This window comes from Chitinophaga sp. CF418 (genome assembly GCF_900142925.1).
Taxonomy (GTDB): Bacteria; Bacteroidota; Bacteroidia; order Chitinophagales; family Chitinophagaceae; genus Chitinophaga.
On record NZ_FRCN01000008.1, the window covers coordinates 351,120 to 377,586 of the forward strand.

Here is a 26,467-nt window from a genome sequence, read left to right on the forward strand (position 1 = left end):
CCTTCATATGCCTTCTTATGCCATTTCAATGAATATGCGAAAGGATTATTATGATCTTAGAGTTCCTCTTTAAGCCAGGATATGGTTATGGTCATGAGAAGGAGTGCCAGCCCCAGGTACTCCTTTCTCTTTTATTTGAAGATCTTGAAGGCCTGCAGGAATTCATCGATATAACGGCGGCTGAAAAAGAGGGTTTCTCCATCCCTGAAAAAGATCTCGTTATTGATGACGTTGATCTTGATTACTTCTTTGACGTTCACAATATAGTTCCTGTGCACCCGGCAGAACTGAAGCGCCGGCAACTGGACCTGTATGTCTTTGAGCGACTGCTGGATCACGAATTTCTCCGCATGGCAGACCACCTTGCTGTATTTCCCATCAACTTCTATATACCTGATATCGTCAATGGCGATCCTTTGCAGCAGGTTGCCTTTTTTGATGAACAGGGTATCGGATGCCTGTGGGATTGCCTGTGCAGGGGGAGCTACCGTCTCCTGTTTGAACTTTGAGAGGGCCAGTTCTATGGCATATTGCAGCTCCAGCGGATTATAAGGCTTGAGCAGGTAGTTATACGGCGATGTGAATTTGGCCAGCCGGAAGGTCGTAGTATCGTTTGCGCTGGTCAGGAAGATAAAAGGGCGCTTTTGCTCCCTGTGTTCGTTGATGGTTTCGGCAAAGAGGATCCCATCTGGCTTATCACCCAGGTAAATGTCAATCAGGCAAATGTCCGGGAGCTCTTCATCATAAGCGGCCACCGCGTCTTTCAGTGCAGTGGTGAGCCTGATTTCAGTGCAGCCCAGCTGGCGTAAAAAACTCTCCAGGAAATCCGCTTCGGCCGGACTATCTTCCAGGATGAGTACTTTCAGTTCCTTCATAATGTTCATTAGCAGGCAAGCAGACTACAATACTGGTGCCGGCGCCCACACTGCCGGTAATACGCAATGTACCTCCGTTCTTTTCCGTCATCGCCTTTACCAGCCATAATCCAAGTCCGGTACTCTTGCTGCCCGCTGTATCTTGCTGTATACGTTTTGTATCCCGTTTGTAAATAGCTTGTATGATCTTTTCGTCCATTCCAATACCCGTATCCTGCACGGTTATTTCACAGCTATTTCCGCTGTTTTGCGCAGAAATAGTGATAGTGCCACTGGCATGCGTGTATTTGATCGCATTATCTATGATATTTCTGAAGATGATCTTGACAGTGTTCAGGTCTGCCAAAAAGGTCATTCCTGCCGGCACTTCGTTGATGATCGTGATCCTTTTCAGGGCGGCGCCTGCATTAAAATCGTAGACCACCTGCGCAATGATCTTGTTTGCATCATGCGGCTCCGGGAGCAGGCTTAATTGGCCTGTCTGACCTAATGACCAGTACAGCAGGTTGTTTAACAGTGCGTAGGTATTGTCGGAGATCTTCTCAATGTTCTCTGACAATGCCGTAGCTTCTCTGATCTTATTACGGGCAAGGGTATCTTTCAGATAGGACAGGTTGATCTTGAGGTGATTTACGGGAGAACGCAGATCGTGCGCCACAATAGAGAACAGCTGGTCTTTCGTTTCATTGAGCAGCTCCAGCTTGTCATTCTGTTCAGCAATAATCCTGTTCCGTTTACTCTTCTGCCGGTAGGCATAAAAGATCAGGCCAGCGCAGGAAAGGAAGAACAGTGAGAGGACAAAAAATGTGTTCCGCTGCCATCTTCTTCTTGTCAGTTCTGCCTCGCGGAGCTTACTTTCCTGCCGTAGCAACCGTAATTTATATTCCTGCTGTTGTATGGCGATCTTCTTTTCCTGTTCCGCCAACTCCCATATTTTATCGCGGTTGGCAATCTGCGCTTCCAGCTGTTCATATTCCTTTCTGTATCCCAGTGCAGCCTCAAAATGCCCTGTGCGCTCTTCTACGATGGCGAAGTTGAGGTATACCTTACTGCGGATCTTCAGATCACTGGCCTTTTTCGCCAGAGCAAGCGCCCGTTGGAGGTAACTCCACGCTTCCTTCTGACGGACCTGCTGATCGTACAGCAATGCTGTATTCAGGAATGAATTCACCAGCGCAGTCGTATCCTTTAGTTTTTCGGCGATGGCTATACTTTTTCCAAAGTTCTCTTCTGCTTCCTTGAACCGCGTCAGATGGAGCAGACATACGCCTGTATTATTCAGGATCTTCCTTGCTACCACGGGTTCATACAGATGGAAAAAACGCCGCTGGATAAGATTGAAATATTCGAGGGACTGATTGAACTGTCGCTGTTCCAGATAGATCTCCCCGATATTGGGATAGATATTTGCCTGAATATTGATATCAAGTGCGGGAATTGCTGTCAGTTTCAGGTATTCTGAAAGCGCTTCTTTATAGAAGTCCTTATAATAGAGGATCTTGGCTTTCAGGAACTTCACGGTGAGTATTCGCGGTGCAAGAGAATTACTATCGGTGATAGCGGTAATGGTAGACGCGTATTTAAAACCATCATCCAGGTTGCCGCTATCAAGGGCGGCATGGCACTGATGGAAATAGCGGGACACCATACTGTCCTGCCCCGGCGGCAGCTGACTACACACATTACACTGCTGTGTGATCAGCTGCCGGATTGCGGCAGGCAGATTAATTTTCTGCGCAGACACCCTGTTGAGGGTACTACAGCATAACGATAAAATAAGCAGCTGGTAACACAGGAATCTTAGCATGCGGATCAGGTCTTCTCAACGCTGGTAACGGTACCATTTGTTGTTTCAGGGTCACCAATAACATAACGCACACGGATAGCTGGCATTTCACGGCCTTCTACGCAGTAACGGAATTTGATTTCCCACAGTGAATAGGCATAAATTTCAGGATGACCTGCCGGATTGTCATAGATGATATTGACATCTCTGACTTCAATAGGGCCATTCCAGATCTCGATTACTCCACAATCAGAAATGTTCTCATCAAGGTGTACGTTCCTGGCGTGGTCTGGCAGATACATATGGAGGTTCACATCATAACAGTCCTGAAAATCACCGGACTTACGTAATGAAACCAGTGGTTCCTTTGATGATAATTGTCCCATCAAACCTGATGCAAGTAACCTGATGCTTTGTGTTTTGATCTTTGCTTTAGATGGCTCTGTAGCCCGGAAAGTGCCGGTGGCACTCCCGGCAAGTGGTTGTTGTGTGTCCAAGGGATAAGGGTTTAAGTACCAAATATAAATAAATTATTATAATGAGAGATGGCAAAGATTTTGTGTAGTAGGCACATATACACTATACATATGGCTTTTATAGATTATTACAAGGTACTTGGAGTAGATAAAAAAGCCTCCCAGGATGATATAAAGAAGGCATACAGGAAGCTTGCCAGGAAACACCATCCCGATATGAATCCAAATGATAAGGAGGCGCAGATTAAGTTTCAGCAGATCAACGAGGCTAACGAGGTATTGAGCGATCCCGAGAAGCGCAAGAAATACGATGCCTATGGAGAGCACTGGCAGCATGCAGACCAGTATGAGAAGGCAAAACAGCAACAGGGCGCGGGCTTTGGTGGGCAGCAGGGATATGGCGGTTTTGGCGGACAGGGTTTTGGTGAACAGGACTTCGGTGACTTCTCCGAAGGACAGTTCTCCGACTTCTTTGAATCGCTCTTCGGCAACCGTACGGGCGGCAGCAAACGTAAGTTCCGTGGTCAGGATTACAATGCGGAATTGCATATTAATCTGCGGGATGCTTATACTACCCATCAGCACACGCTGAGCGTAAATGACAAACAACTGAGGATCACCATACCTGCTGGTATTGCCAACGGGCAGGTCATCAAACTGAAAGGACATGGCGCCCCCGGAGGGAACGGAGGCCCGAACGGAGATCTCTATATTACTTTTGTGATACCGGAAGATCCCGTTTTCAAAAGAGTGGATAACGACCTCTATATGAATGTGGAGCTGGATCTTTATACCGCCATACTGGGAGGTGATGTCACGATTGATACATTAAGCGGAAAGATTAAACTGAAGGTCAAACCGGAAACACAGAATGGCACCAAAGCCAGGCTGAAAGGCAAAGGATTTCCTGTATATAAACAGGAAAATGCATTTGGAGATCTGATCATCACTTATGCCATATTGCTTCCAACTAATCTGACAGCCGCGCAGAAAGAACTATTCAGGCAACTGGCCGCATCATCACATTAAACTATCCGTTATGCAAACAGCACTGATAGCCATTACCCAATATTGCAGCATACATGAAATTGAGACCGACTTTATTAACTCACTGGCAGATGAAGGACTAATAGCCATTACCGTTGTAGAGGGCGACCGTTTCATTTCCGAGGAGCAGCTGCAGGACCTGGAGCTGTATACCCGCTGGTACAGCGAGATGGGCATCAATACGGCAGGTATTGAAGTGATTAAACATTTGCTTGAGAAGATCAGGCATATGCAGTCTGAGATAGCAACGCTCAGAGAACGATTGCATTTATATGAGGCATTCTGAGACTATTTTACCAGGCCTGGTGAAGTATTTCATCAGGCCTGATTATTATCTAACCCCGGTAAATTATCAACCATGAATAAATTCTTCAGAGCTATCATCGCCTTTTGGGGCGCTAAAAAATTCGGAGGCGGCTGCCTGGGTACGATTGTGTTGTTTATTATCATTTATTGGGCCCTGGGACATTGTAATTGATATGGCCCGGGAATATGGTCCGCGATTGTAACAAATACGTTTACCCGGTGTCATCACCCTACCCCCGCCACACTGTCTTTCACAAACCCTGTCAGGAATTCTTCCGCGTCACCGGCAGGCTTACCATTCTTAAAGAGGACGTATAACACTTTATAACCAGATAAGGCTTTACGGTTCCAGGAACCATGCTGGGTAATAAACGCCCCATTTCGATATTTCTCCGGAAAACTGTTCTTTGTATAAAAGTCCAGCCCTAAAGAGGCTGTATGGGATTTTAACTCATAATCCGGCACAATGGCTTTTAACAGCAGGTTTGTTACGAAAAAGATGTTGCAAAAGATATACCCCTGGTACCATATAGGCTGAAACCGGATATTATCTGTGCAGGAGATGCGGACTTACAGCCTTCTTCCAGATGGCGTAGCCCTGGGCATTCATATGCAGCATATCTTCTACAAATAACTCCTTTCTGGGCAGACCGTTCTTATCGAGCATAAGTTGAAATATATCTACAAAAGTAATATTAGACTGCCTGGCGATGTAGTTGCGGATGAGGCTATTCGCTTCTTTTGCAATGGGAAGGAACTCTACCCTGCTTGGGCTCGGTTTTATGGAGATATACACAATTGGAATATTGGGCAGTTTACTTCTGATAGTAGCATACAGATTCTTGAACCTGTTAAAGATAGTATCTGCCGTTACTCCTTTTTCCACCAGATCATTTTCTCCAACATAGAGTACTATCTGACGCGGGTGGTAAGGAAAAATGATCTGTTCAGCATAATGGATAATATCATTTGTTACAGCGCCTCCTACGCCCCTGTTCATTACCACATAACTGCTGAACGTTCTTTCCAGGTCATCCCATTTGCGGATAGAGGAACTGCCGGTAAATAATATCGGGTTCGCCGGGGGCGCATACATCTTGTCCCATTTCAGGATGGTGTTGATATCGTCCTGGTATCGCTGGGCATGAACGGAAGAAATAAAAACGATCAGGATCAGTACTAAAAAGCTTAACAGTTTCTTCATAAACATGGTATAATGATTATTTTTTAATTGCACGAAAAGTAAGACTCATTCTTCCATTGTCTGTATCCGACGCGGGGATAGCATGCAGCCATTCATCCTGCACCTGCTGGGTCATATAGATCAGGGAACCTGCAGGCAATGGAAAATCAGTCAGTTCTGAGGGTTCTTTGATGTTTTTAAACCGGAGTGTTCTCGTTTCACCGATAGAGACAATAGCAATACCGGTTCCTTGTTCCAGGATGTCCGTCTGATCTGCATGAAATCCCATTTTAGATTTGCCGTCCAGGTAATAGTTTATGAGACAATTATTGGGGGTGAAACCAAGCGTAGTACTTATCCGGACAACAATGGCTTCCAGCTCAGGGCTGAAAGCCTGAAAAGGATAGCTCATCTGCGAATAATTGTACGCGACGCCAAAACTGGCTGTTTTACGGGCATGCATTCTTTCATCCCATAAAACATTATCTCTCAGCGAACTAAACAAACCTTCGGGGTCGGGTATGAAATCCGGTATAAATGTAATTCCATTCATAGTGCCGCAAAAATAGAAAATCTCCTTAAAGATATGCCGCTAAGATCGTGTGTGGCAGGGAGGATTATATCATGTAAGCCGGATTGACTATATTTACATACCAGATTTACACACCAGGAAATAAGTTTACAATGGAAAGCTCAGAAACAAAAGAACAAGCAATTAGAGTAGTCATCATCGGCGGAGGATTTGCAGGCATTAATCTGGCCCAACTGTTGCAACGCGACAAACGTTACCAGATTACATTGGTAGATAAGAATAACTATAACTTCTTCCCACCACTGATATATCAGCTGGCAACGGGATTTCTGGAAACCTCAAGCATCTGTTACCCCTTTCGTAAACTGTTCAGGGACAAACCCAATCTTCACTTCCATATGGGTGAATTCCAACGGGTAGACCCGGCAGCACATATCTGTTACCTGAACAATGGCGAAATACAGTATGATTACCTGGTTTTTGCCACAGGTACCGAAACGAACTATTTCGGCAACGAAAACATAAAGAAGTACGCTATTCCGATGAAGAATGTGAATGATGCGCTGGAGATGCGGAATACGCTTTTAAAAAGACTGGAAATAGCTAGTATCACCCCTGACCTTGCAGAGCGGAAGAAACTGACCACCATCGTCATTGCGGGCGGCGGTCCTACCGGCGTGGAAGTATCCGGCATGCTGGCGGAATTACGTCAGTTTGTAGTCAGAAAAGATTACCCTGAATTGCACGGACACGGTGGGGAGATCTACCTGGTAAGCGGAGGTGAAAGCCTGCTCGAACCGATGACTAAAAAGTCGCAGCGGCATACTTACAACGCCTTACGCAGGCTGGGTGTGAAGATCAAGCTGAAAACCAGGGTAAAGGACTTTGTGGACGATCAGGTAATCCTGAACAATGGAGATACCATTAACACCAAAACCCTGATATGGGCAGCCGGAGTAACCGCAAGGCTGATGGACGGAATTCCTGTGGCCAGCACCGGAGCGGGCAGGAGAATGATGACAGACGCCTACAACAGAGTGATCGGTGTGGACGACATCTATGCCATTGGCGATACCTGTATACAGACAACAGATAAAAACTTCCCGGATGGACATCCCCAGCTGGCGCAGGTAGCCTTACAGCAGGGTAAACTTCTCGCTAAGAACTTCTCTGCCATGGCTGATAATAAGCCGCTAAAACCTTTCACTTATGTAGATAAGGGCACTATGGCCATCATCGGCCGTAATAATGCTGTGGCAGACATCCCTAAGCCCAAACTGCACTTCAATGGTTTTATAGCCTGGTTCATGTGGCTGTTCATTCATGTGATGGCGCTCATCAACTACCGTAACAAGCTGAAAACCATGTATAACTGGACCGTGGCCTACTTCACCAGAGACCAGGCCCTGCGTATGATCATCAAACCGATCCCGCCACAGCCTGATGTAAAGCAGGCAGAAATGGCGGCAGCGGTTAAATCTTCAGTCTGATCCGTTTCTTTTCCATCCAACCTGCCAGCAGGATCACCAGGAATGCAACGGCGATAGAACGGAGTATCCCTCCGATCCCTTCACTCAGCACTGCCGGGTACTTAAACCCTGCCAACAACATCAGAGAGTATAACAGATAAGGGATCAGGTAACAGGTCAGCGTGCTGGTGCCTGCCGGACGGATCCATTTGAACCAATCCATCTTTCCTTTTACATCCACCAGCCAGATCATTGCCGTAAACATCAATATGCTGATACCGGAACAGATCAGCACCCAGGCCGGGGTAGCCCGGATCTTGGAAATACCGGCGGTATAAGGGCGTAATACAAAGCCAGCTACCAGCGCAAGGACTCCCAGACCTATAAATACGGCCCATAGGGAGCCTAATTTCCCTTTTTTGTCGAGCAGTGTATACAATGATGAGATCACCGCTCCGGCCATGATCAGGGATACGGAGGAAGCATTGTCTATAACCGGAATACTAAAGTGTAACAGTCCGGCGTGGGTGAGAATATTTATCAACAGGAAAACGCCTAAAATGGCTGTTATAGCCCCGAAATTACCTTTCACCAGCAGGTACAGGGTTGCACAGACCAGGTATGCCCAACCGATGATGCCCAGTATACCCCACCAGGAAGGCTCCATCCAGTGTGGCGCATCTGCCGGTCCGCCTTTATATAAAGCCGCCATAGCTGCCAGTAACACTATACCAGCACCTATCAACGTGTATCTTTTCCCCTTTTCCATTTCAGGGGGATAGTCCAGCCATACCAGGAAGAAACCTGCGGTGATCAACAGTTCCCATATTGGATACGGTAAATAGGCCGCCTGACTGTAATTTTCCAGGTTGACATGGAAAAAGCCCATGACGATCAGTGCCAGGGAGCGGACCAGGATATGCATTTCCGTACTGATGAAAGATTTCTGCTGACTGATGCGCTTTCCGATGGCAAAGGGAATGGACAGACCAACAATAAAGAGAAAGGCGGGGAAGACCGTATCGGCAAATCCTAATCCATCTTCCTGGGCTTGTACATGTTCAATCCAGGCAGGGATATTTTTTACACCGCTGACATCATTTACAAAGATCATGGTCAGCATAGTAAGTGCGCGAAAGGCATCAATAGATAAAAGGCGTTGTGATGGTTTAAGCATGCTATAAGGTATCAATATTTTTCACAATATTCAATACCCCTTCCCGTTGCATATGTAATATCTTCAACAGCACGCCATTTGTCCATCCAAAACCGTCCTGATTGGGATATTCCCCTCCCCCTCCTGGCAACGATGTGTCTTTAACGTTATACTTCTCCAGCAACTTACCTGTCTGTTTAAATACCCGGATATTCTGATGCGCCCAGCGTCCGGCGATATCTGATGCGAGGGAGTCGTTCTTATAGGTGAGCAGACCAGATATCGTCATCCAGTGCAGGGGCGCCCAGCCATTGGGGGCATCCCATTGCTCCCCTGTTTCCACCGGCGTGGATACCAGTCCGCCGGGATACAGGAACTGCTGCTGTAACACGATAGCGGCGCTGTCTGCCTGTCCCTGGCGGGCTATCCCGAAAAATAAAGGGTACATACCTCCCAGGTGCAGCACGGGTGTTCTGGCTCCTTTTTTAAAGTCATAATCCCTGAAAAATCCGGTTTTCGGGTCCCAGCAGAAGCGCAGGATAGCGTCCCGGCGGATGGCTGCGGCGGATTCATACTGCAGGGCCTTGACGGTATTGCCTTTCATGCGGTAAGCATCTCCGAGGGTCATTTCCAGGTTGTATAACAGGCAGTTGAGGTCTACAGGGATAATATCTGTGATGTGGATAGAGCCCAGTGTTTTCCCGTCTGCCAGCCAGCGGCTGCTGAAATCCCAACCGGATTCCGCGCAGGTACGCAGTTCCTGGTAAACCTGTTCTGCGGGCTGCCTGCGGGAAGTTTTGGCGGTATTGATATCTTCTGTCCAGGCTTCTTCCCTGGGCCAGTTTCCCCTGTCGTAATAGCGATTGAGGACGGCCCCATCCTCCAGTACCACCAGATGTTCGCCGGTTTTGCCGTCGGCGGGCCTTTTCATCCAGAAATGGTATTCCTTTTCCAGGGCGTCCAGGTAAGTGGTCAGCAGCTCCTGTTTGCGGTCTTCCTTCGCCGAGATCAGTAATTCCAGCATCAGGGCGAAATAAGGCGGCTGTGAGCGTGTGAGGTAATAGGTGCGGTTACCGTTAGGGATAAATCCATAGGTACGGATCAGGAAGGCGAAGTTCTTTATCATACTCTCTATGAGGTCTGTACGACCGCTTTCTTTCAGTCCCAGCATGGTGAAATAGCTGTCCCAGTAATATACCTCACGGAAACGGCCCCCCGGTACAACATATGGCTTCGGCAGACTAATAAGTGAACCCCATGTATTGGTGGTGTCGGGCATCCGTTTCAGGACATTCCAGAGTGATTCAATATGTGCGATAACATCCTGCCCTGTATCGGTGCTATAGTGTGCCGCTGCACCTGCAGGTACATTGAAATGATGGTGTACAAAAGTGGCCAGGCTAAAGCCCTCGGCGCCCTGCTCTTTTGCATAATACTGAAGGATTGTTGCAGGAGCTGCCTGGGGTGCGCAGTCCGCGAAAGTTTTACTGTCGGGAAAGACATGCGCAGATTGGACGGCTTCAAACAATCCTGGGAATTCCTGCCGGGGAGAACGTTCTTTAACCTGCGGCGGCTGTTGCTGTTTACAGGCTATGCCACATGCCATTATAATGGCAATGAACAAGAGCTTTCCATTCATACGTTACGTGGTTTCTATATTTACAAAGGCAATACCTGCTTACCGGTTAATGCGGTTCAGCAAGATGGCGAAAGATCGCATATTTTCGCGGGTTGCGTTAGCATCATTTTCAGATTGCTCAAATAATTGCCTCAGGTCTTCCATCTGGCCCATCAACGCTGGCGATATAAAGCTATATTTTCCCAGAATGTTAATGGCTTCATCTACCTGTGGCTTCGCATAACTATATATCCTGAAGGTATAAGGAGGGTCAAGAAAATAGGATTTAATCTCTGCAAGGCGGATGATATCCGGATTACTTATTTTCATAATTACCACTTTTCAGACGAAACAAAGTACAAAGTTACGCTATTACCGGGGGATACGGATAAATTAATCTCTATACGGTCTTAACCACACAATACTTATTTTTGCTGCTCGTGTAAAATACCTTACTATGAGCAGCCTGCTGAAAGACATTTACTCCCCCGCCTTTTATAACAGTTTTGCCGACATACTTATTAAAACGGTGCCCTCATTTAACAAGAAACGGTTTATTGAAAAGATATACCGGGAAGGCTTTGAAGAGAAAGAGCTAAAAGAGCGGATGAAACACACTACGGCCGTTTTACACGAATTCCTGCCTGCCGGTTATACCCAGGCCATTCCGCTGATCGAAAAGACCATTAACAGTCTCAGAAAGGCCGGATATGGGGAGGCACTGGAGTTTATCTTCTTCCCGGATTACATTGCCACCTATGGGCTGGAACACTATGAAACATCTGTAAAGGCACTGGAATTCGTTACCCAGTTCATCACCTGTGAATTTGCCGTACGCCCCTTTGTTCTGCAATACGGCGACAAAATGCTCCAACAGATGCTGGCCTGGTCTTTACACAAAAGCGAGAAGGTAAGGCGCCTGTCCAGCGAAGGCAGCCGTCCCCGTCTGCCCTGGGCTATGGCTATTCCCTTCCTGAAGAAAGATCCTACTCCCATACTGCCCATACTGGAAAACCTGAAACAGGACCCCTCCGAGTCGGTAAGACGCAGTGTGGCAAACAGCCTGAATGATATCGCCAAAGACAACCCGGCCGTTGTTATTGCCATCGCCGCAAAATGGAAAGGGATCAGCAAAGAAACGGACGCCATTATTAAACATGGCTGCCGCACCCTACTGAAACAGGGCAGTAAGGAGATACTGCAACATTATGGACTGGACAGCACACATGTGGAATTCAGCGATTTTAAAATACTGACGCCAAAGGTCAGGACCGGTGATGGCCTGGAATTCTCCTTTACTATTAAAAACAAGGATGCGCAACCACAAACAATAAGGCTGGAATACGGGGTACATTACCTGAAGCAGAACGGGACTTTATCCAAAAAGGTATTTAAGATCAGCGAGAAAACCTATGCTCCTGATGAACAGGTTAAGATCCTCCGGAAACAATCCTTCCGGCTCATCACTACCCGGGTATTTTACCCTGGTAAACACCAGTTGTCCATCATCATCAATGGCGAAGAATATCCGGCCAAAGCCTTTGAACTGATATAAGAGGTAATACGGACCTCAAATTGTCTCAATTCCCCCCCTATTATGGCAATAATGCCCTGCCAATTTCTGGCAGTGTAATTGGACATTTGTAGTACACTAAACCTCAAAGTTATGAAAGCATATAACGCTGATCAAGCCGCTACACTTGAGCACCCCGTAGTGTCACAGCAGGAATGGATAGAGGCCCGTAAAAAACTGATGCAAAAAGAGAAGGAGCTGACCCACCTGAAAGATGACCTGACCCACTTGCGCCAACAACTTCCCTGGGTAAAAGTTGAGAAGGAGTACATTTTTGAAGGAGCTGACAAAGAATATACCTTGTCCGATCTCTTTGACGGCCGCAGCCAGTTGATCGTGCAACACTTTATGCTGGGGCCCGGCTGGAAAGAAGGTTGTCCCGGCTGTTCATTCATGGCCGACCATGCAGATGGAGCCCTGGTCCACCTGTTGAATCATGATGTGTCCTATGTGGCAGTATCCCATGGTCCAATGAGCGATATCATACCTTTTCAGAAAAGAATGGGATGGGGCTTCAAATGGGTATCTTCCTATAAGAACGATTTCAACTATGACTTCCATGTTTCTGCTACTGAAGAAGACATTGCCAAAAATGAGATGAGCTATAATTACGAGAAGATTCCCGTGACGGAGCAGGAATTACCAGGTCTTAGTGTATTCTATAAAGACGATAACGGAGATATCTTTCATACATATTCCACCTTTGCCAGAGGAGTGGATATCATGCTCACTACCTACAATTTACTTGAAATGACGCCAAAAGCACGTAATGAGGACAACGCGATGAATTGGGTAAAACATCACGATAAGTATGAAACCAAGGCTCCGGAAGCAAGTAGCTGCTGCAGCCATTAATTAGTTGATATCATGCGTACATTTAATTGTTGCGGGGGGCATGCTGAAAAGACTGTTCCCTGCAATGTTCCTGTACAACTATCCGCTTCCGCTAAAGAGGCAACGGGTGATAAAGGAGCATCAATCACAGACGTAGCTGCCAACAAACCTGAAGGCTTCTTCAGGCGGGCTGTCCACTTCCTTAAACCAGTGCTACCGGCCTTTCTCCTGGCGCTTGTGCCCAAATGTCCTTTCTGTCTTGCGGCTTATATTGCCTTAGGTACAGGCATTGGCCTGTCAGTGGCAAGCGCGAAGCTACTGTACATATCTTTGTTGTGTGCAGGTGTTATACCGTTGTCATTGTTTGCTGCCAAACAAATCGGGACGTATTTCTTTCCTGGCTCGTTGACAGGTTGGAGACCGCAGCAGCAGCTGTTTATCGGGATGACAGGGATCCTGATCGGGAGCAGTATTCTATTGCTGTTCTGAGTTGAATACTTTCGGCACCAGTCTATGAGATATATAAAAAAGCCTTCCCGCATCAACAGGAAGGCTTTTTATTTTACTAAATACGTTTCGTTATATCTCTCCTTTCTTCAACTGCGACACCGCATAATCCACCGCCCTGGCAGTTAACGCCATATAGGTCAGCGAAGGGTTCTGTGTTGAAGTGGAAGTCATACACGCACCATCTGTCACAAATACATTATTCACTGCGTGCATCTGATTCCATTTATTGAGGATAGATGTTTTAGGATCCTTACCCATACGCGCACCACCCATTTCATGGATATCCAGTCCCGGCGCCTGTTTTGAGTCTTCTGTCCGAATGTTGGTGAAACCAGCTTTGGTATACATCTCCGTCATCTGTTCGTAGAAGTCTTTCAACATCTTTTCGTCGTTGTCATCATAACCAAGATTCACGTGAATGACAGGCACACCCCATTCGTCCTTTTTCGTTTTATCGAGTGTGAGCTGGCTGATCTCTTTAGGAATGGTTTCTCCCATCATATGAGAACCTACCCACCAGTTGCCCATTTCTTCGTTGAAGAGGTGATCTTTCAGCGTCTGCCCGAAACCATCATGGCTGTTCCAGGAGCGTCTGCCGGTACTGAAACCTGCAGCATAACCGCGCAGGAAGTCTGTTTCCTGTTTAACCACGTTACGGAACCTTGGAATATAAGCGCTGGTAGGGCTACGACCTTCTGTAGTCAGATCAGGCATACCCTCATAATCGGCGGATATACGTCCGCGGTAGTTATGGAAAGCGAAATATTTACCCAGTACACCGCTGTCATTACCCAATCCGTTCGGGAAACGGTTGGAAGTGGAGTTCAGCAGGATCAGGTTTGTATTGATAGCGGCAGCGTTGACAAAGATGACGCGTGCATAATATTCCGTCGTTTCTTTGGTTTGCGTGTCTACTACGCGTACGCCTGTTGCCTTTCCTTTCTGTTCATCATAGATGATAGAGTGTACCACTGAGAATGGACGCAGGGTCAGGTTACCCGTCTTTTCAGCCCATGGCAGTGTAGATGAGTTACTGCTGAAATAACCTCCGAACGGACATCCGCGCTGGCAGAGGTTTCTTTTCTGGCATTGTACTCTGCCCTGCTGGATATGAATAGGCTGCGGCTCGGTAAGATGCGCGCAACGGCCATATATGACGTGACGGTCCTTGTAGTTCTTTGCTACAAAACCTTTGAAATATTCTTCAACAGCCGTCATCTCCAATGGTGGCAGGAATTCGCCATCAGGGAGGTTAGGGATACCGTCTTTATTTCCTGAAATACCTACAAATTTCTCTACATAGCTGTACCAGGGAGCAATGTCAGCATACCGGACAGGCCAGTCTACTGCGAAGCCGTCCCTTGCAGGACCTTCAAAATCGAAGTCGCTCCAGCGTTGGGTCTGTCGTGCCCAGAGGAGGGATTTACCCCCTACCTGGTATCCGCGGATCCAGTCGAAGGGTTTATCCTGTTCGTAGGGATGTTCTTTATCCTTTACAAAGAAGTGCATAGCATCTTCCTTAAACGCATAACAACGGCTTACAACAGGCGCTTCTTCCTGTATAGCCTGTGGTATTTGCCCCCTGTGAGGAAATTCCCAGGGATATTTATTTGTAGTCGGATAATCTTTGAGATGTTTTACGTCGCGTCCCCTTTCCAGTACCAGTGTCTTTAAGCCTTTCTCCGTGAATTCCTTTGCTGCCCATCCTCCACTGATACCAGACCCGATAACGATCGCATCGAATGTGTGATCCTGAGCCCCCTTATTAATATTCGCCATACTGATTTATAAAATTAAGCAGTCCTTTTGCTGGCCGGTTTAACAGGCACGCTTCCATGGAAACGTCCAGGTACCAGCTCATATACCTGTACTTTAGTTAGATAATATTCGGAAGTGGTATATCCGTAAATGGTGAGTTGTTTTACAGTGCGGTAAAATGCAGCGGCATCGTCTTTGCTGGCATCAGCAGCTTCCAGCTCTTTGAGGAGCGCTGCTCTTTCGGCGGGACTGCTCTTTTCAAAAGAATGACCGTTCTTTTTCTGACACAGGTCAGAAAATGCTTTCATACCGGTAAGGAATTTCTGCTGATCCTCTTTTTTCATACAATCGTCCACCATCGTGAGGGCAAATAAATGCGCCTTTACGTCCTTTGCACCTGGTGTAGAGGTAGCAGGGATCAATGTATCTGCCAGCGCAGCCAGCATGTTCTCCCCTTCAGCATCTACTGCTATATTTTTCAATGAGATAGAAGCAGGAGACGGTTTCCGCAAACAGGAAGGCAACAATGCCAGACCTGCGGATACTACTAAGACCTGTTTTAACGCGGTTCGTCTATTTACTAGCATGTATAGGTGTTTACTAAAACAAGGCGATAAGGTATAGGTTAAATTTAATATTTCCAAGTCAATTGTTTCATAATTTTCGATGTAGTAACTTCAGGCCATCTCCTTTATATCAATACGCATGTTATGAAATTATACTGTTTGTCGCTCATCCTGTTCAGTCAGCTGGCCTGGCTACCATGCCAATCCCAACGCAGGGTCGTTACTGCCGTTATGGTCAAAACTGAAAGTGGCCGTGTAAAAGGCAGGCTGACCAACGGAGTCTGTACGTATAAGGGCATTCCTTATGCACAACCGCCCGTAGGACCACTCAGGTGGAAAGCGCCACAGCCCTTGCAGGCCTGGGACACCATTTTGATAGCGGATCATTTCGGCCCCAGGGCTATGCAGGGGAATGTGTTCGGAGATATGAACTTCCGCTCCAACGGCATGAGTGAGGACTGCTTATACCTGAATATCTGGGCGCCTTCCCAGCCTTCCAGGCTAAAGCTGCCGGTACTGGTCTATTTCTATGGTGGCGGGATGGTAGCAGGAGACGGCTCAGAGGGGCGCTACGATGGCGAGAGTATGGCCCGCAAAGGAATTATATCCCTGACGGTGAATTACCGCCTGGGCGTATTCGGATTGCTGGCCCATCCCGAGTTGTCAAAAGAGGCGCCATACCATGCCTCTGGCAACTATACCCTGCTGGACCAGCAGGCAGCACTGGCCTGGGTAAAGAAGAATATTGCTGCCTTCGGCGGCGATCCAGACAGGATCACCATTGCCGGGGAATCAGCCGGTTCTATTTCAGTATCCGCCCTGATGGCATCTCCCCTGTCCAAAGACCTGATCAATGGCGCTATTGGTGAAAGCGGTGCGATGATATTCCCCACTATGCCACCCGCCAGTAAGGAAGATGCAGAAAAGAACGGTGTGGCCTTTGCCAATGCATTAGGAGCCAGCTCCCTGGAGGACCTGAGGGCCATTCCGGCGGAAGAGTTATTAAAAAGGGCTTCCGGACCAGGCATGCCGCCATTATCGACCAATGTGGACGGTTATGTACTGCCTAAAAAGCCGGCAGAGATCTTTGCCGCAGGCGAACAGGCACATGTGCCGCTGCTCGTAGGCTGGAACTCTGCAGAACTACCATACAGGGCATTACTTTGGAAGGATGATCCTACTCCGGAGAACTATGCCAGAAAGATCAAAGAATTATATCCGCAAGATGCGGAAGAAGTACTCCGTTTGTATCCGGGTAATACCAGGGAGGAAGTTATCGCCTCTGCCACAGACCTGGCCAGCGACCGGTTCATTGTATACAGCACATGGAAATGGGCGACACTGCAGTTAAGCACCAGTCAGCAACCTGTGTACCGTTATATCTTCTCCCGTAGCCGTCCGCCAATGGTACCCAAAATGGGTAATGCCCAGCCGGGACTGGCGGGAGGTGTGATCAGAACAAGCGCTCCACAGCCAGCAAAACCTAAGCCGGCAGAAACATTTAAAGGAGCGCCTCATGCGGCAGAGATAGAGTATGCGTTGGGTAATCTGCGTCACAATGAGGTGTATGCCTGGACCAAGGAAGATTACCTGGTGTCCAGTACTATGCTGAATTACTTTGCGAATTTTATCAAAACCGGCAATCCGAATGGCGGTTCCCTCCCGAAATGGGAAGCCGATGCTGTTACCCGCCCCCGGTATATGAATATTGATCTGCGGTCTTCACTTCAGCAGGAAAAACACGGAAACAGGTACCTGTTCCTGGATAAGGCATTTAAACAATAATACATTTCCGGGTCCGTTCCTGCCATTGCCGCAACGGACCCGGAGTTTTTTACTGTGCCAATGGCCTGGTTATTGTACCCCTATTTAAAACAGTGATTTATGATGACCCGACAAATAACAATTGCGCACAATGACCAGCATCAGATGTATGATGTTTCATTTGAACGGCAGGAAAACGCCACCATTTATCATATTGCGCCGAATGTGCATTCCAATGTATCCTTTCCCAGGCAATTTGATATAGTAAAACCTGACGACAGCGAACACCCCCAATATGAAACAAAGGACCTGAACGAAGAAGGCAAAGAGATAGCTGATGCCTTGTGGAAGCAGATAAGTTTACTTCCACCGCAGTTCAGTGGAGGCAAGGCAAAAGCCTAATACCATCAGGAAAACAACGGTACATAATCTTCCAGCAGGCCAATCGCCTGCCAGGCAGGAAATCCAAGCCCCGGCAATACATCATTGATAGCCTCTTCAGGTTATCAATGAACAATATCTCACGGTCCGGTACCTCCGAAAATATCGCTGCCATCTGCTGGTGTGTCAGTACTTCAGCCCCTATGGCCCCAAACCCTATACGCTATCAATCAGTTAGCAGAAATAAAAAAGATTTTTATACCCTCAGGCAACCTTTCCAATTTTAGTCTCGTATTAAGGAGTTGACACAAGTGCTCACAATTTGCTTATTTAAAAATTTCTAAACACCATGCATTTATTAAAATCTGCAGTGGCAATGCTATTCGTTGCCTCAGTGATAACATCATGTTCCAAAGATGACAACGATGGCGGTAGTACACCACCACCAACTCCTAAGAAAACCGTACTGGTGGCCAACAACACAACGCTTGGTAAAGTATTGACAGACAGCACCGGTAAGACCCTGTACTTCTTCTCCAACGATGCACAGGGCACACCTACCTGTAAAGATGGTTGCGTTGCTGCATGGCCTGTATTCTATGTGGCAGCTGATAAATTGACGCTGGATACTTCACTGGACAAGAATGATTTCACCACTGTTACACGCCCTGATGGTTCCAAACAGACTGCTTATAAAGGCTGGCCTTTATACTACTATGTAAATGATGCAGCTGCAGGTGACACCAAAGGTGAAAACGTTGGTAACATCTGGTTTGTAGCTAAACCTGACTACACTGTAATGGTAGCCAACTTCCAGTTGCACGGCAACGACGGAAAAGATTATGTACTGGACAACACCGGCACTATTGCACTGGGTACAGGAGCTTCCAAATACCTGGTAGATGACCGTGGTCGTACGCTATACAAATTTGCCAACGACAAATCCGGTAAAAATAACTTCACTAACACAGATGAAACACACAATGCGATCTGGCCTATTTATGAAGTATCAGAAGTAAAGAATGTACCTACAGGATTTTCTAAAACAGACTTTGCGATCATTACTGTACTCGGTAAGAAACAAATTACCTACAAAGGCTGGCCACTGTATTACTTCGGCGCTGATGCCAAAGTAATGGGGGCAAACAAAGGCGTAAGCGTGCCTTCACCAAATGTATGGCCTGTAGTTTATACCACCACAGCTGCTGCACCTTTGCCATAACTAAGGAGTATTCAATTACCACTGCCGCACTTGTGTTAAGCCCGGCAGTAGTATAGATAAGCAGATTGCCCGACCTGGGATACCGGGTTGGGCAGTCTGCTTTTTTTACTCATTTTACTTGCGTAACTCAAAAGTTACATATACCTTTGTGTAACTTCAAAGTTACATATATGAAAAGAGACATTAAACTCAAGTGGTTTTATCCTCACCCTGTAGAAACGATATGGGAATGCCTTACCAACCCTGAAATACTGAAACAATGGAATCTCACATCCGGTGGCTTCAGGGCAGAAGTAGGCTTTAAATGGATGGAACAAACGAAACCACGCCCGAAGATGGACTGGGATGGCAAGATGTATTTTGAGGTACTGGAAGTGGTTCCTTTGCAAAAGCTTTCCTACTCATTCAAGGGCGGTCCCAGTGAAGGTGTTTATAATCTTGATACAGTGGTGAACTGGATACTGGTGCCGAAAGATGGTGGTACAGAATTACACCTGGAACAGATAGGGTTTAAGGGTATGAAGAATTATATTAGCAGCTTTATTATGGAAATGGGATGGAAAAACAAAGTGGCCAGACGTTTCCAGCAAGCACTTACAAATTTTACCGATGACAACGCTACCGTCAGATAGCTTTCAGGCTATCGCAGACCCAAGCCGGCGTGAGATACTGCTTATGCTGGCCGGTGACAAAAAGTCCATCAATGCCATTGCAGAGCAATTTGACATCAGCCGCCCTGCCATTTCGAAGCATATCAAGGTATTATACCAGGCAGGTTTTATCACCTTTGAAGAGAAAGGCCGGGAACGGTATTGTATACTGCGTCAGGAAGGGTTTGATGAGTTAAAGGAGTGGATCAGTTTCTTTGATAATTTCTGGAAAGAACGCCTGGGCAAACTGGAACAACTGCTGGAGAAGCACCCTGACATCGCCCGGAAAAAGAAATAAATGCACAGTAAGTGATGATCATATGAAACCCCGTTACTTCAGCATTTCTGCCTGTAACGGGGATTCAGATCTGAAATGTCGTCTCACGCGACACCATATGTTGACACCAGTTTCTCTGTAGCCTTCTTTTCCCTGTCTTTTACATACAGTACTGCTATTGCTGCGATGATCATAAACGCGCCACCCATTACCAGGGCGAAGATCGCTTCATTGTGAAATAAATGTTTCACGATCAGACCTCCGAAGATGCCGTTCACTATTTGCGGGAAGGTGATGAAGAAGTTGAAGATACCCATGTATACCCCTGTTTTGTGGGATGGTATTACACCAGACAGAATAGCATATGGCGTGGAAAGAATACTTCCCCATGCCATACCGATTCCGATCATAGGCCATATAAGCAGGTTTGGATCCTGGATGAAATAGAAAGAGATCAGCGATAAACCGCCTGCTGTCAGTGAGATGGCATGTGCTGCCCTGCGGGATGTTTTACGCGCTATAAACGGTAATATCAGGGCATAAACAGCTGATACAGCACTATAGATACTGAACAGGAATCCTACCTTATTGCCTGCATCTGCAAAGAGCGTAGAAGAAGTATCTCCCGGTTGTACCTTATAGATGTGCTGTGCCACTGCAGGTGTAGTGAACACCCACATGGAAAACAATGCAAACCAGGAACAGAACTGTACCAGGCCAAGTTGTTTCATGGCGGCAGGCATGTTGGAGAAATCTTTCAGGATAGTCCTGATACCTCCTGTATGCGTTTCTGCAGCATGTTCCGGGTTGAATTGTTTAAATTCTTCCGGGGAATATTCTTTCGAAGTAAAGATCGACCATAGAATGGTAGCCAGCAATACAGCTGCGCCGACATAAAAGGAATAGATCACGTTATCCGGTACTACGCCCGGTGCGGCGGTCTTTGATACACCTGCATATTCCGCTAACAGGTAAGGCAGCGAAGAACCTAAAACAGCTCCTGCCCCTATCAGGAAGGTCTGGGCCGAAAATCCCTGGCTGCGTTGTTCGTCCGGTAGATTGTCCGCCACCAGTGCCCTGAAGGGTTCCATCGCTACATTGATTGAAGCATCCATCAGCGTTAGCATGCCTGCCCCGATCAATACCGGCGGCAGTATATAAGCCAACAGTGAGGAATTGGGTAGCAGTATCAAAGCCAGTGCAGTAGCGATGGCACCTACCAGGAAGTATGGACGGCGGCGCCCCAGCCTGTTCCAGGTACGGTCACTGTAATGCCCGATAATCGGCTGTACAATCATACCTGTCAGGGGAGCTGCCAGCCAGAACAATGACAGGTGCTCCACTTCTGCTCCATAGGTCTGCAGAATACGGGATGCATTCCCGTTCTGCAAGGCAAAGCCAAACTGGATACCGAAAAAGCCCATGCTCATGTTCCATATGCGCGCAGCAGACAACCGCGGCTTAACCATTCCTTTCATGGGATAAATATTTTAATTGACTAAATTTCCTTGTTTTGTTGTCACCATCTTACCTGCAGGTACATGTACCGGTTCTCCGTAAACGAGCACTGTGATATCTTCCGCAGATCCGTTCTCAATGTTCACTCCCTGCTGACTTACTTTTATTTTCAGCACCCTACCCCTAAAGCGGATGTTAAAAGCAAAAGATTGCCATTTACCCGGCAGGAATGGTGTGAACTGTAACTGTCCATCTCTTACACGCATGCCCGCAAAACCTTCCACTACACTCATCCAGGTGCCTGCCATAGAAGTGATGTGCAGACCATCCTCTGTGTCGTTGTTATAATCATCCAAGTCAAGACGGGAAGTACGCAGATAGAATTCATGCGCGCGTTGCTCATCTCCCAGCTTTGCAGCGAGTATAGCATGTACGCAGGGCGACAAAGAACTTTCATGCACCGTTCTTGGTTCATAGAAATCAAAGTTACGACGCAGTGTATCCATATCATACCTGTCTTCCAGGAAGTACAGCCCCTGTAACACATCTGCCTGTTTGATATAACAGGAACGCAGGATCCGGTCCCAGCTCCATTTCTGGTTCAATGGTCTTTGTGCAGGATCCAGATCTTTCACAAGTATCTGTTCCTTGTCCAGGTAACCATCCTGTTGCAGGAAAATACCACGTTGCTCATCTACCGGGTAATACATATTGTCGATGATATGCTGCCATTTCTCCGTTTCCTGTCCTGCGTCAAAAGCTGTCTGCTGTAGGATGGTGGCGTACCTGTCAGGAGCAGTGTCCTTCACATGTTGTAGTCCCTCCATTGCATATTGCAGACACCAGGTAGCCATGGTGCTGGTGTACCAGTTATTGTTGACATTGTTCTCGTATTCGTTTGGTCCTGTTACTCCCAGCATCACGTACTGCTGACGGGCATCGCTCCAGTTCACACGCTGTGCCCAGAAGCGCGCTATACCGACCAGTACTTCCAGTCCATATTCCGCCAGGTAACCTTCGTCCCCCGTATAGCGAATGTAGTTGAAAATAGCAAACGCGATAGCAGCATTACGGTGAATTTCTTCGAAGGTGATCTCCCATTCGTTATGACATTCTTCCCCGTTCATCGTCACCATAGGATATAAGGCTGCCCCTTTGTTAAAGCCCAGTTTAGCAGCATTCTCAATAGCTTTACCCAGTTGCTTATAACGGTAGATAAGCAGATTGCGGGCCACCTGCGGATCGGCAGTAGCGAGGTAAAATGGAATACAGTAAGCTTCGGTATCCCAGTAAGTGGAGCCGCCATATTTTTCACCGGTAAACCCTTTAGGTCCGATGTTGAGGCGTGCATCTTCACCTGTATAGGTCTGATTCAGCTGGAATATGTTGAAGCGGATGCCTTGTTGCGCTGCAGGATCACCTTCTATGACGATATCACTTTCCTTCCACTTCAGGGCCCAGGCAGCAGCCTGTTCGGCCAGCATTATATCAAAGCCTTTCGCAGCAGCTTTGCTGACGGCAGTTTTACAGTTGTTGGCCAGTGCAGCAACAGCATGATTTTCTGAAGAAAGATTAGCTGCGTATTTATAGATGACTATTTCCTTATTGCGTGATATGAAGACAGTAGTACTCCCTCCTACATATTTTTCTTTCCGCACCGGAGTGACGCTCAGTTCTACTGGTTTACCATCCTGGTGTATGTGGAACTGCATACCTGTACATACCTCAAAACCGGTCTTCTTTGTTTTCAGCGTCAGGTAAGCACTGTTACCTTCCACGCTGGCATTCACCTCATCCCAGAATTTCTCATCGTAGTTGGCATCCTGATTCTTTACATCACCATCAATACAGGAAGTCACCTGCAATGTACCATCAAAGTTCAGTGGTGTAATGCTGTAACGGATCGCGCCTGTTTCATCATCTACAATACTGCAGAAACGGGTAGACACTACGCGTACCTGTTTACCATCTGGCAAAGTAGCGGTAAAGGAGCGTTGCAGATACCCTTCCTGCATGTTCAGCACACGGCGAAAATCATTGACCTGCGCAGTGTGCAGGTCCAGCACTTCATTGTCAATACGGATATCAATACCGATCCAGTTGGCAGCATTCAAAACTTTGGCGAAATATTCAGGGTAACCATTCTTCCACCAGCCCACGCGGGTCTTGTCAGGATAATACACACCGGCCACGTAGTTACCCTGTAATGTTTCGCCTGAATAAGCCTCTTCAAAGTTGGCCCGCTGTCCCATACGGCCATTACCCAGACTGAAAATGCTTTCAGAAATCTTGTTATAATGTGGTACAAAACCTTCTTCGATAATGTTCCACCCGTCTACTTTTATGTATTGCTTCATAACTCTTACTAATGGCACCGTTTTGCGCACGCAATTGGCATTGTTTATTTTGAGTTGTATAAATTCGTCAGTGTTTGAATGTTGATTTCCTGCAGGCCACCGACAACCAGGTCTGCCTCATTCAGTACGCTCTGCTCTCCTATGCCTACCACTTTCATTCCGCCCGCTTTACCTGCTTCCACACCGGCAATGGCATCTTCAAAAACGATACATTTTTCCGGTGATACACCCAAAGCCGCTGCACCTTTGAGAAATACTTCAGGATCCGGCTTTGAGGCAGACACCATATTGCCATCTATTACTACATCAAATAAAGGCAGGATGTCTACCTTTTCCAGTATCACGCGGGCGTTCTTACTGGCCGATCCCAGGGCCGTTTTTATACCTGCCGCACGCAGGCTTTCCAGCAGCTCCTTTGCACCGGGCAGGATCTCCTCCGGTGTCATATGATGGACCATATCCACGTACCATTCATTCTTCCGGGTCGCCAGCTCGTGTTGTTCTGCAGCTGACTTCTCTATGCCACCCCATTCCAGTATCAGCTCCAGGGAACGGACACGGCTCACGCCTTTCAGCTTTTCATTCTGTGCTTCTGTAAAATTGAACCCCAGTTCGTTGGCTAGTCTCTTCCAGGCTTTAAAATGATAGATAGCTGTATCTACTATTACGCCATCAAGATCAAAAATGCATGCTGCTATTCCTTGCATATATTCAGGTAAATCGTTTATTAATGTTATCGCACCAGCTCCGTCACCAAAGTACTCTCTGCAGGAATACGGAGACTGTCTGACAGGCTGAAACTATTCCCCGAGATCACGTCCCTTGCTTTGGTAAAACCGGTGGTCCTTTCCGTGAATCGTAGTGTTGATACTGCGATCTCTTTGTCATTCGGATTCACGACAATCATCACGGTCTTCTCCGCATTATAGCGGAAGTAAGTGTAAACATTATCCTGCGGGATGAACTGCATCAGTTTCCCGGTTTGCAGTACGGGATTATTCTTCCGGTAGTTGGCCAGTTTGCTGACATAGTCGTGCAATTCATTCTCTTCTGCATTACGGCCGGCAGCGGTGAATTTGTTCAGTGTGTCACCAGCCCATCCCCCTTTGAAATCCTCACGTACCAGGCCATCCGGATTGCTCAAATTCTTCATGCCTATCTCAGCGCCATAATACAGTTGCGCAATGCCACGGGTAGTAAGCAACCAGGCCAGTGCGGCCTTGTATTTGTTCTTATTGCCATTTACGACAGAATAAAAGCGGCTCAGGTCATGGTTATCCAGGAATACCACATTACGCATAGGGTCCTGGTATTGGTAATCCTGTACCAGGGTAGCATAGAGTTTCACTACGCCATCATCCCATCCCGGCTTCTCATTGAGGGCTGCAGAGATGGCCCAGAGGCTCTGGAAATCTGTCGTACCAGGCAGCTGTGTATCGAAGCCCCTGTTTACCGTATTTCCCTGGGTAAAAAAGACCTGTTCAGGACCGCTGTGTACCCATACCTCACCAAAGAAGGTAAAGCCCGGATAAGCGGCTTTAATGGCCTTTCCCCATTCAGCCATAAAATCTGCATCGTTATACGGATAAGTATCCAGGCGGAATGCATCCACACCTGCATATTCTATCCACCATATATGACTTTGTGTAAAGTATTTCCGTACGTAGGGATTGGACTGGTCCATATCCGGCATGTGCACATCGAACCAGCCATCCGTCATCAGCTTCCTGTCGGAAGCTGCACTGTAAGGGTCCATCAGCGGGGCAGCCCGGAAGTTGGACCGGGTGAATGCCGGCCACTGATGTACCCAATTTCTCATAGGCAGGTCTTTCATCGTCCAGTGCTGACTGCCGATATGATTATGCACGAGGTCCTGCACGAGTTTCATACCCCGTTTATGCAGGCTGTCAGCCAGGCGTTTGTATATTTCGTTGGAACCAAAGCGCGGGTCTATACGATAGTTTTCTGTTGCCGCATAGCCATGATAGGAAGCTGAAGGCTGATCGTTCGTCACCATGGGCGTCATCCACAATGCGGTCACACCCATTTCCTGCAGGTATCCCAGGTGATCAATGATACCTTGTATATCACCGCCGTGGCGTTTATACATGGAATCTCTGTTCAGTGAGGTTTCCTGCATCCCTTTGATGACATCATTGCTTTTATCGCCATTCGCAAAACGGTCAGGCATGATCAGGTAGACCAGGTCACTGCTGTTCACTCCCTGTGCTTTGATGCTTCCCTCCCTTTTTTTCAGCTCATATTTGTAAATGATATCCTTCTGCCCTTTCTGCCTGAATACAATTGGGAACGTTCCCGGTTCAGCAGCAGAAGAAATGCTGATATCCACGAAGAGATAATTCGGGTTCTCTACTTTGTGTACTTCCTGCAGCGTCACACCGGGGTAACTGAGGGATACTTCATACGCTGCAATCTTATCTCCATGTACGATCAGTTGTAACAGTGGCTCCTGCATGCCCGTCCACCAGAAAGCGGGCTCTATCCGCTCCAGTTTCGGCATCTGTGCTATAGCTGTACACATAGCGGTCAGCATCAGCGTAGCGGTCAATAACATTCTTCTCGTCTGTAACATGCGCTTTAAGTCTTCTCTTATTTTAAATAGTGCAGCCCGGCTTTGTTATTCCGGGCTGCATACATATGCAATCAAT

The 26,467-nt window shown here is 47.2% G+C and carries 26 protein-coding genes; 11 read left to right on the forward strand and 15 right to left on the reverse strand.

Annotated features, from left to right (window positions below; all coding sequences use genetic code 11):
* Positions 1 to 131: 131 nt before the first annotated feature.
* Genes F3I09_RS19365 through F3I09_RS19375 form a run of 3 tightly spaced genes read right to left on the reverse strand, consistent with a single transcriptional unit; the run spans position 132 to position 3,158 of the window.
* Positions 132 to 875, reverse strand: a complete 744-nt coding sequence (locus F3I09_RS19365; protein WP_188133871.1) for a LytTR family DNA-binding domain-containing protein — start codon at positions 873 to 875, stop codon at positions 132 to 134.
* Positions 841 to 2,682 (reverse strand): tetratricopeptide repeat-containing sensor histidine kinase, encoded by a 1,842-nt coding sequence (locus tag F3I09_RS19370; protein ID WP_149696689.1) that lies wholly within the window; start codon positions 2,680 to 2,682, stop codon positions 841 to 843. Before F3I09_RS19370 ends, F3I09_RS19365 begins: the two co-directional genes overlap by 35 nt.
* Before the next feature lie 5 nt (positions 2,683 to 2,687).
* The gene (locus F3I09_RS19375) at positions 2,688 to 3,158 is read right to left on the reverse strand and encodes a hypothetical protein (protein ID WP_149696690.1); all 471 of its coding nucleotides are present in this window, start codon (positions 3,156 to 3,158) and stop codon (positions 2,688 to 2,690) included.
* 90 nt (positions 3,159 to 3,248) lie between these two features.
* On the opposite strand from F3I09_RS19375, the gene F3I09_RS19380 reads away from it, so the two are divergent.
* Positions 3,249 to 4,166, forward strand: a complete 918-nt coding sequence (locus F3I09_RS19380; protein ID WP_149696691.1) for a DnaJ C-terminal domain-containing protein — start codon at positions 3,249 to 3,251, stop codon at positions 4,164 to 4,166.
* A 10-nt stretch (positions 4,167 to 4,176) separates the two neighbouring features.
* Complete coding sequence (locus F3I09_RS19385) at positions 4,177 to 4,470, forward strand: chaperone modulator CbpM (RefSeq protein ID WP_149696692.1); 294 nt, start codon at positions 4,177 to 4,179, stop codon at positions 4,468 to 4,470.
* 245 nt (positions 4,471 to 4,715) lie between these two features.
* On the opposite strand, the gene F3I09_RS19390 is transcribed toward F3I09_RS19385, so the two are convergent.
* The 3 genes from F3I09_RS19390 to F3I09_RS19400 all read right to left on the reverse strand — a co-directional run bounded on the left by F3I09_RS19390 (position 4,716) and on the right by F3I09_RS19400 (position 6,226).
* Complete coding sequence (locus F3I09_RS19390; RefSeq protein WP_188133872.1) at positions 4,716 to 4,955, reverse strand: hypothetical protein; 240 nt, start codon at positions 4,953 to 4,955, stop codon at positions 4,716 to 4,718.
* Positions 4,956 to 5,037: 82 nt separating this feature from the next.
* The gene (locus F3I09_RS19395) at positions 5,038 to 5,694 is read right to left on the reverse strand and encodes a GDSL-type esterase/lipase family protein (RefSeq protein WP_149696693.1); all 657 of its coding nucleotides are present in this window, start codon (positions 5,692 to 5,694) and stop codon (positions 5,038 to 5,040) included.
* A 16-nt stretch (positions 5,695 to 5,710) separates the two neighbouring features.
* A complete protein-coding gene (locus F3I09_RS19400) occupies positions 5,711 to 6,226 on the reverse strand; it encodes an alpha-ketoglutarate-dependent dioxygenase AlkB (RefSeq protein ID WP_149696694.1) in 516 nt (171 codons plus the stop codon).
* 131 nt (positions 6,227 to 6,357) lie between these two features.
* Between F3I09_RS19400 and F3I09_RS19405 the strand changes: the two genes are divergently transcribed.
* Complete coding sequence (locus F3I09_RS19405; protein ID WP_223233297.1) at positions 6,358 to 7,695, forward strand: NAD(P)/FAD-dependent oxidoreductase; 1,338 nt, start codon at positions 6,358 to 6,360, stop codon at positions 7,693 to 7,695.
* Here the strand turns inward: F3I09_RS19405 and F3I09_RS19410 are convergent.
* Genes F3I09_RS19410 through F3I09_RS19420 form a run of 3 tightly spaced genes read right to left on the reverse strand, consistent with a single transcriptional unit; the run spans position 7,679 to position 10,778 of the window.
* Positions 7,679 to 8,851 carry a DUF5009 domain-containing protein gene (locus tag F3I09_RS19410; RefSeq protein ID WP_149696695.1) on the reverse strand — a complete coding sequence of 391 codons (1,173 nt, stop codon included), beginning with the start codon at positions 8,849 to 8,851 and terminating at the stop codon, positions 7,679 to 7,681. The two genes, F3I09_RS19405 and F3I09_RS19410, sit on opposite strands and share 17 nt — an antisense overlap.
* Position 8,852: 1 nt before the next feature.
* Positions 8,853 to 10,469, reverse strand: coding sequence for an alpha,alpha-trehalase TreF (treF, locus tag F3I09_RS19415; protein WP_149696696.1), 1,617 nt, complete (start codon positions 10,467 to 10,469; stop codon positions 8,853 to 8,855).
* A gap of 39 nt (positions 10,470 to 10,508) precedes the next feature.
* The gene (locus F3I09_RS19420; protein WP_149696697.1) at positions 10,509 to 10,778 is read right to left on the reverse strand and encodes a hypothetical protein; all 270 of its coding nucleotides are present in this window, start codon (positions 10,776 to 10,778) and stop codon (positions 10,509 to 10,511) included.
* 127 nt (positions 10,779 to 10,905) lie between these two features.
* Between F3I09_RS19420 and F3I09_RS19425 the strand changes: the two genes are divergently transcribed.
* The 3 genes from F3I09_RS19425 to F3I09_RS19435 all read left to right on the forward strand — a co-directional run bounded on the left by F3I09_RS19425 (position 10,906) and on the right by F3I09_RS19435 (position 13,344).
* Complete coding sequence (locus tag F3I09_RS19425; protein ID WP_149696698.1) at positions 10,906 to 12,003, forward strand: DNA alkylation repair protein; 1,098 nt, start codon at positions 10,906 to 10,908, stop codon at positions 12,001 to 12,003.
* Between the two features lie 111 nt (positions 12,004 to 12,114).
* Complete coding sequence (locus F3I09_RS19430; RefSeq protein WP_149696699.1) at positions 12,115 to 12,876, forward strand: thioredoxin family protein; 762 nt, start codon at positions 12,115 to 12,117, stop codon at positions 12,874 to 12,876.
* Positions 12,877 to 12,888: 12 nt separating this feature from the next.
* The gene (locus F3I09_RS19435; protein ID WP_149696700.1) at positions 12,889 to 13,344 is read left to right on the forward strand and encodes a hypothetical protein; all 456 of its coding nucleotides are present in this window, start codon (positions 12,889 to 12,891) and stop codon (positions 13,342 to 13,344) included.
* A gap of 90 nt (positions 13,345 to 13,434) precedes the next feature.
* Here F3I09_RS19435 and F3I09_RS19440 read toward each other — a convergent pair whose 3' ends face one another.
* Both F3I09_RS19440 and F3I09_RS19445 read right to left on the reverse strand, forming a co-directional pair.
* Positions 13,435 to 15,144 (reverse strand): GMC oxidoreductase, encoded by a 1,710-nt coding sequence (locus F3I09_RS19440; RefSeq protein WP_149696701.1) that lies wholly within the window; start codon positions 15,142 to 15,144, stop codon positions 13,435 to 13,437.
* A gap of 14 nt (positions 15,145 to 15,158) precedes the next feature.
* The gene (locus tag F3I09_RS19445) at positions 15,159 to 15,710 is read right to left on the reverse strand and encodes a gluconate 2-dehydrogenase subunit 3 family protein (RefSeq protein ID WP_149696702.1); all 552 of its coding nucleotides are present in this window, start codon (positions 15,708 to 15,710) and stop codon (positions 15,159 to 15,161) included.
* Between the two features lie 123 nt (positions 15,711 to 15,833).
* On the opposite strand from F3I09_RS19445, the gene F3I09_RS19450 reads away from it, so the two are divergent.
* From F3I09_RS19450 to F3I09_RS19470, 5 genes are all read left to right on the forward strand, one after another.
* Positions 15,834 to 17,474, forward strand: coding sequence for a carboxylesterase/lipase family protein (locus tag F3I09_RS19450; RefSeq protein WP_149696703.1), 1,641 nt, complete (start codon positions 15,834 to 15,836; stop codon positions 17,472 to 17,474).
* A 99-nt stretch (positions 17,475 to 17,573) separates the two neighbouring features.
* The gene (locus tag F3I09_RS19455; protein WP_149696704.1) at positions 17,574 to 17,855 is read left to right on the forward strand and encodes a hypothetical protein; all 282 of its coding nucleotides are present in this window, start codon (positions 17,574 to 17,576) and stop codon (positions 17,853 to 17,855) included.
* A 328-nt stretch (positions 17,856 to 18,183) separates the two neighbouring features.
* A complete protein-coding gene (locus tag F3I09_RS19460; RefSeq protein ID WP_149696705.1) occupies positions 18,184 to 19,056 on the forward strand; it encodes a hypothetical protein in 873 nt (290 codons plus the stop codon).
* A gap of 170 nt (positions 19,057 to 19,226) precedes the next feature.
* Positions 19,227 to 19,688, forward strand: a complete 462-nt coding sequence (locus tag F3I09_RS19465) for an SRPBCC domain-containing protein (RefSeq protein WP_149696706.1) — start codon at positions 19,227 to 19,229, stop codon at positions 19,686 to 19,688.
* Positions 19,666 to 20,004: a helix-turn-helix transcriptional regulator gene (locus F3I09_RS19470; protein WP_149696707.1), complete on the forward strand. Its 339-nt coding sequence runs from the start codon at positions 19,666 to 19,668 to the stop codon at positions 20,002 to 20,004. Before F3I09_RS19465 ends, F3I09_RS19470 begins: the two co-directional genes overlap by 23 nt.
* An 83-nt stretch (positions 20,005 to 20,087) precedes the next feature.
* Here the strand turns inward: F3I09_RS19470 and F3I09_RS19475 are convergent, their stop codons facing one another.
* From F3I09_RS19475 to F3I09_RS19490, 4 genes are read right to left on the reverse strand one after another with little or no spacing between them, the layout of a single operon-like run.
* A complete protein-coding gene (locus F3I09_RS19475; protein WP_149696708.1) occupies positions 20,088 to 21,461 on the reverse strand; it encodes an MFS transporter in 1,374 nt (457 codons plus the stop codon).
* A gap of 12 nt (positions 21,462 to 21,473) precedes the next feature.
* Positions 21,474 to 23,798 (reverse strand): glycoside hydrolase family 65 protein, encoded by a 2,325-nt coding sequence (locus tag F3I09_RS19480; RefSeq protein WP_149696709.1) that lies wholly within the window; start codon positions 23,796 to 23,798, stop codon positions 21,474 to 21,476.
* A 44-nt stretch (positions 23,799 to 23,842) separates the two neighbouring features.
* Positions 23,843 to 24,505 carry a beta-phosphoglucomutase gene (pgmB, locus tag F3I09_RS19485; protein ID WP_149696710.1) on the reverse strand — a complete coding sequence of 221 codons (663 nt, stop codon included), beginning with the start codon at positions 24,503 to 24,505 and terminating at the stop codon, positions 23,843 to 23,845.
* 26 nt (positions 24,506 to 24,531) lie between these two features.
* Complete coding sequence (locus tag F3I09_RS19490) at positions 24,532 to 26,391, reverse strand: glycoside hydrolase family 13 protein (RefSeq protein ID WP_149696711.1); 1,860 nt, start codon at positions 26,389 to 26,391, stop codon at positions 24,532 to 24,534.
* Positions 26,392 to 26,467 lie beyond the last annotated feature (76 nt).

Excerpts from the sequence above, each read along its gene's own strand:
- F3I09_RS19365 (WP_188133871.1), bottom strand. The coding sequence starts at position 875 with ATGAAGGAACTGAAAGTACTCATCCTGGAAGATAGTCCGGCCGAAGCG.
- F3I09_RS19385 (WP_149696692.1), top strand. The coding sequence starts at position 4,177 with ATGCAAACAGCACTGATAGCCATTACCCAATATTGCAGCATACATGAA.
- F3I09_RS19465 (WP_149696706.1), top strand. The coding sequence starts at position 19,227 with ATGAAAAGAGACATTAAACTCAAGTGGTTTTATCCTCACCCTGTAGAA.
- F3I09_RS19400 (WP_149696694.1), bottom strand. The coding sequence starts at position 6,226 with ATGAATGGAATTACATTTATACCGGATTTCATACCCGACCCCGAAGGT.
- F3I09_RS19370 (WP_149696689.1), bottom strand. The coding sequence starts at position 2,682 with ATGCTAAGATTCCTGTGTTACCAGCTGCTTATTTTATCGTTATGCTGT.
- F3I09_RS19455 (WP_149696704.1), top strand. The coding sequence starts at position 17,574 with ATGATGACCCGACAAATAACAATTGCGCACAATGACCAGCATCAGATG.
- F3I09_RS19395 (WP_149696693.1), bottom strand. The coding sequence starts at position 5,694 with ATGAAGAAACTGTTAAGCTTTTTAGTACTGATCCTGATCGTTTTTATT.
- F3I09_RS19405 (WP_223233297.1), top strand. The coding sequence starts at position 6,358 with ATGGAAAGCTCAGAAACAAAAGAACAAGCAATTAGAGTAGTCATCATC.
- F3I09_RS19420 (WP_149696697.1), bottom strand. The coding sequence starts at position 10,778 with ATGAAAATAAGTAATCCGGATATCATCCGCCTTGCAGAGATTAAATCC.
- F3I09_RS19445 (WP_149696702.1), bottom strand. The coding sequence starts at position 15,710 with ATGCTAGTAAATAGACGAACCGCGTTAAAACAGGTCTTAGTAGTATCC.
- F3I09_RS19470 (WP_149696707.1), top strand. The coding sequence starts at position 19,666 with ATGACAACGCTACCGTCAGATAGCTTTCAGGCTATCGCAGACCCAAGC.
- F3I09_RS19435 (WP_149696700.1), top strand. The coding sequence starts at position 12,889 with ATGCGTACATTTAATTGTTGCGGGGGGCATGCTGAAAAGACTGTTCCC.
- F3I09_RS19475 (WP_149696708.1), bottom strand. The coding sequence starts at position 21,461 with ATGAAAGGAATGGTTAAGCCGCGGTTGTCTGCTGCGCGCATATGGAAC.
- F3I09_RS19480 (WP_149696709.1), bottom strand. The coding sequence starts at position 23,798 with ATGAAGCAATACATAAAAGTAGACGGGTGGAACATTATCGAAGAAGGT.
- F3I09_RS19380 (WP_149696691.1), top strand. The coding sequence starts at position 3,249 with ATGGCTTTTATAGATTATTACAAGGTACTTGGAGTAGATAAAAAAGCC.
- treF (WP_149696696.1), bottom strand. The coding sequence starts at position 10,469 with ATGAATGGAAAGCTCTTGTTCATTGCCATTATAATGGCATGTGGCATA.
- pgmB (WP_149696710.1), bottom strand. The coding sequence starts at position 24,505 with ATGCAAGGAATAGCAGCATGCATTTTTGATCTTGATGGCGTAATAGTA.
- F3I09_RS19450 (WP_149696703.1), top strand. The coding sequence starts at position 15,834 with ATGAAATTATACTGTTTGTCGCTCATCCTGTTCAGTCAGCTGGCCTGG.
- F3I09_RS19440 (WP_149696701.1), bottom strand. The coding sequence starts at position 15,144 with ATGGCGAATATTAATAAGGGGGCTCAGGATCACACATTCGATGCGATC.
- F3I09_RS19490 (WP_149696711.1), bottom strand. The coding sequence starts at position 26,391 with ATGTTACAGACGAGAAGAATGTTATTGACCGCTACGCTGATGCTGACC.
- F3I09_RS19425 (WP_149696698.1), top strand. The coding sequence starts at position 10,906 with ATGAGCAGCCTGCTGAAAGACATTTACTCCCCCGCCTTTTATAACAGT.
- F3I09_RS19460 (WP_149696705.1), top strand. The coding sequence starts at position 18,184 with ATGCATTTATTAAAATCTGCAGTGGCAATGCTATTCGTTGCCTCAGTG.
- F3I09_RS19430 (WP_149696699.1), top strand. The coding sequence starts at position 12,115 with ATGAAAGCATATAACGCTGATCAAGCCGCTACACTTGAGCACCCCGTA.
- F3I09_RS19410 (WP_149696695.1), bottom strand. The coding sequence starts at position 8,851 with ATGCTTAAACCATCACAACGCCTTTTATCTATTGATGCCTTTCGCGCA.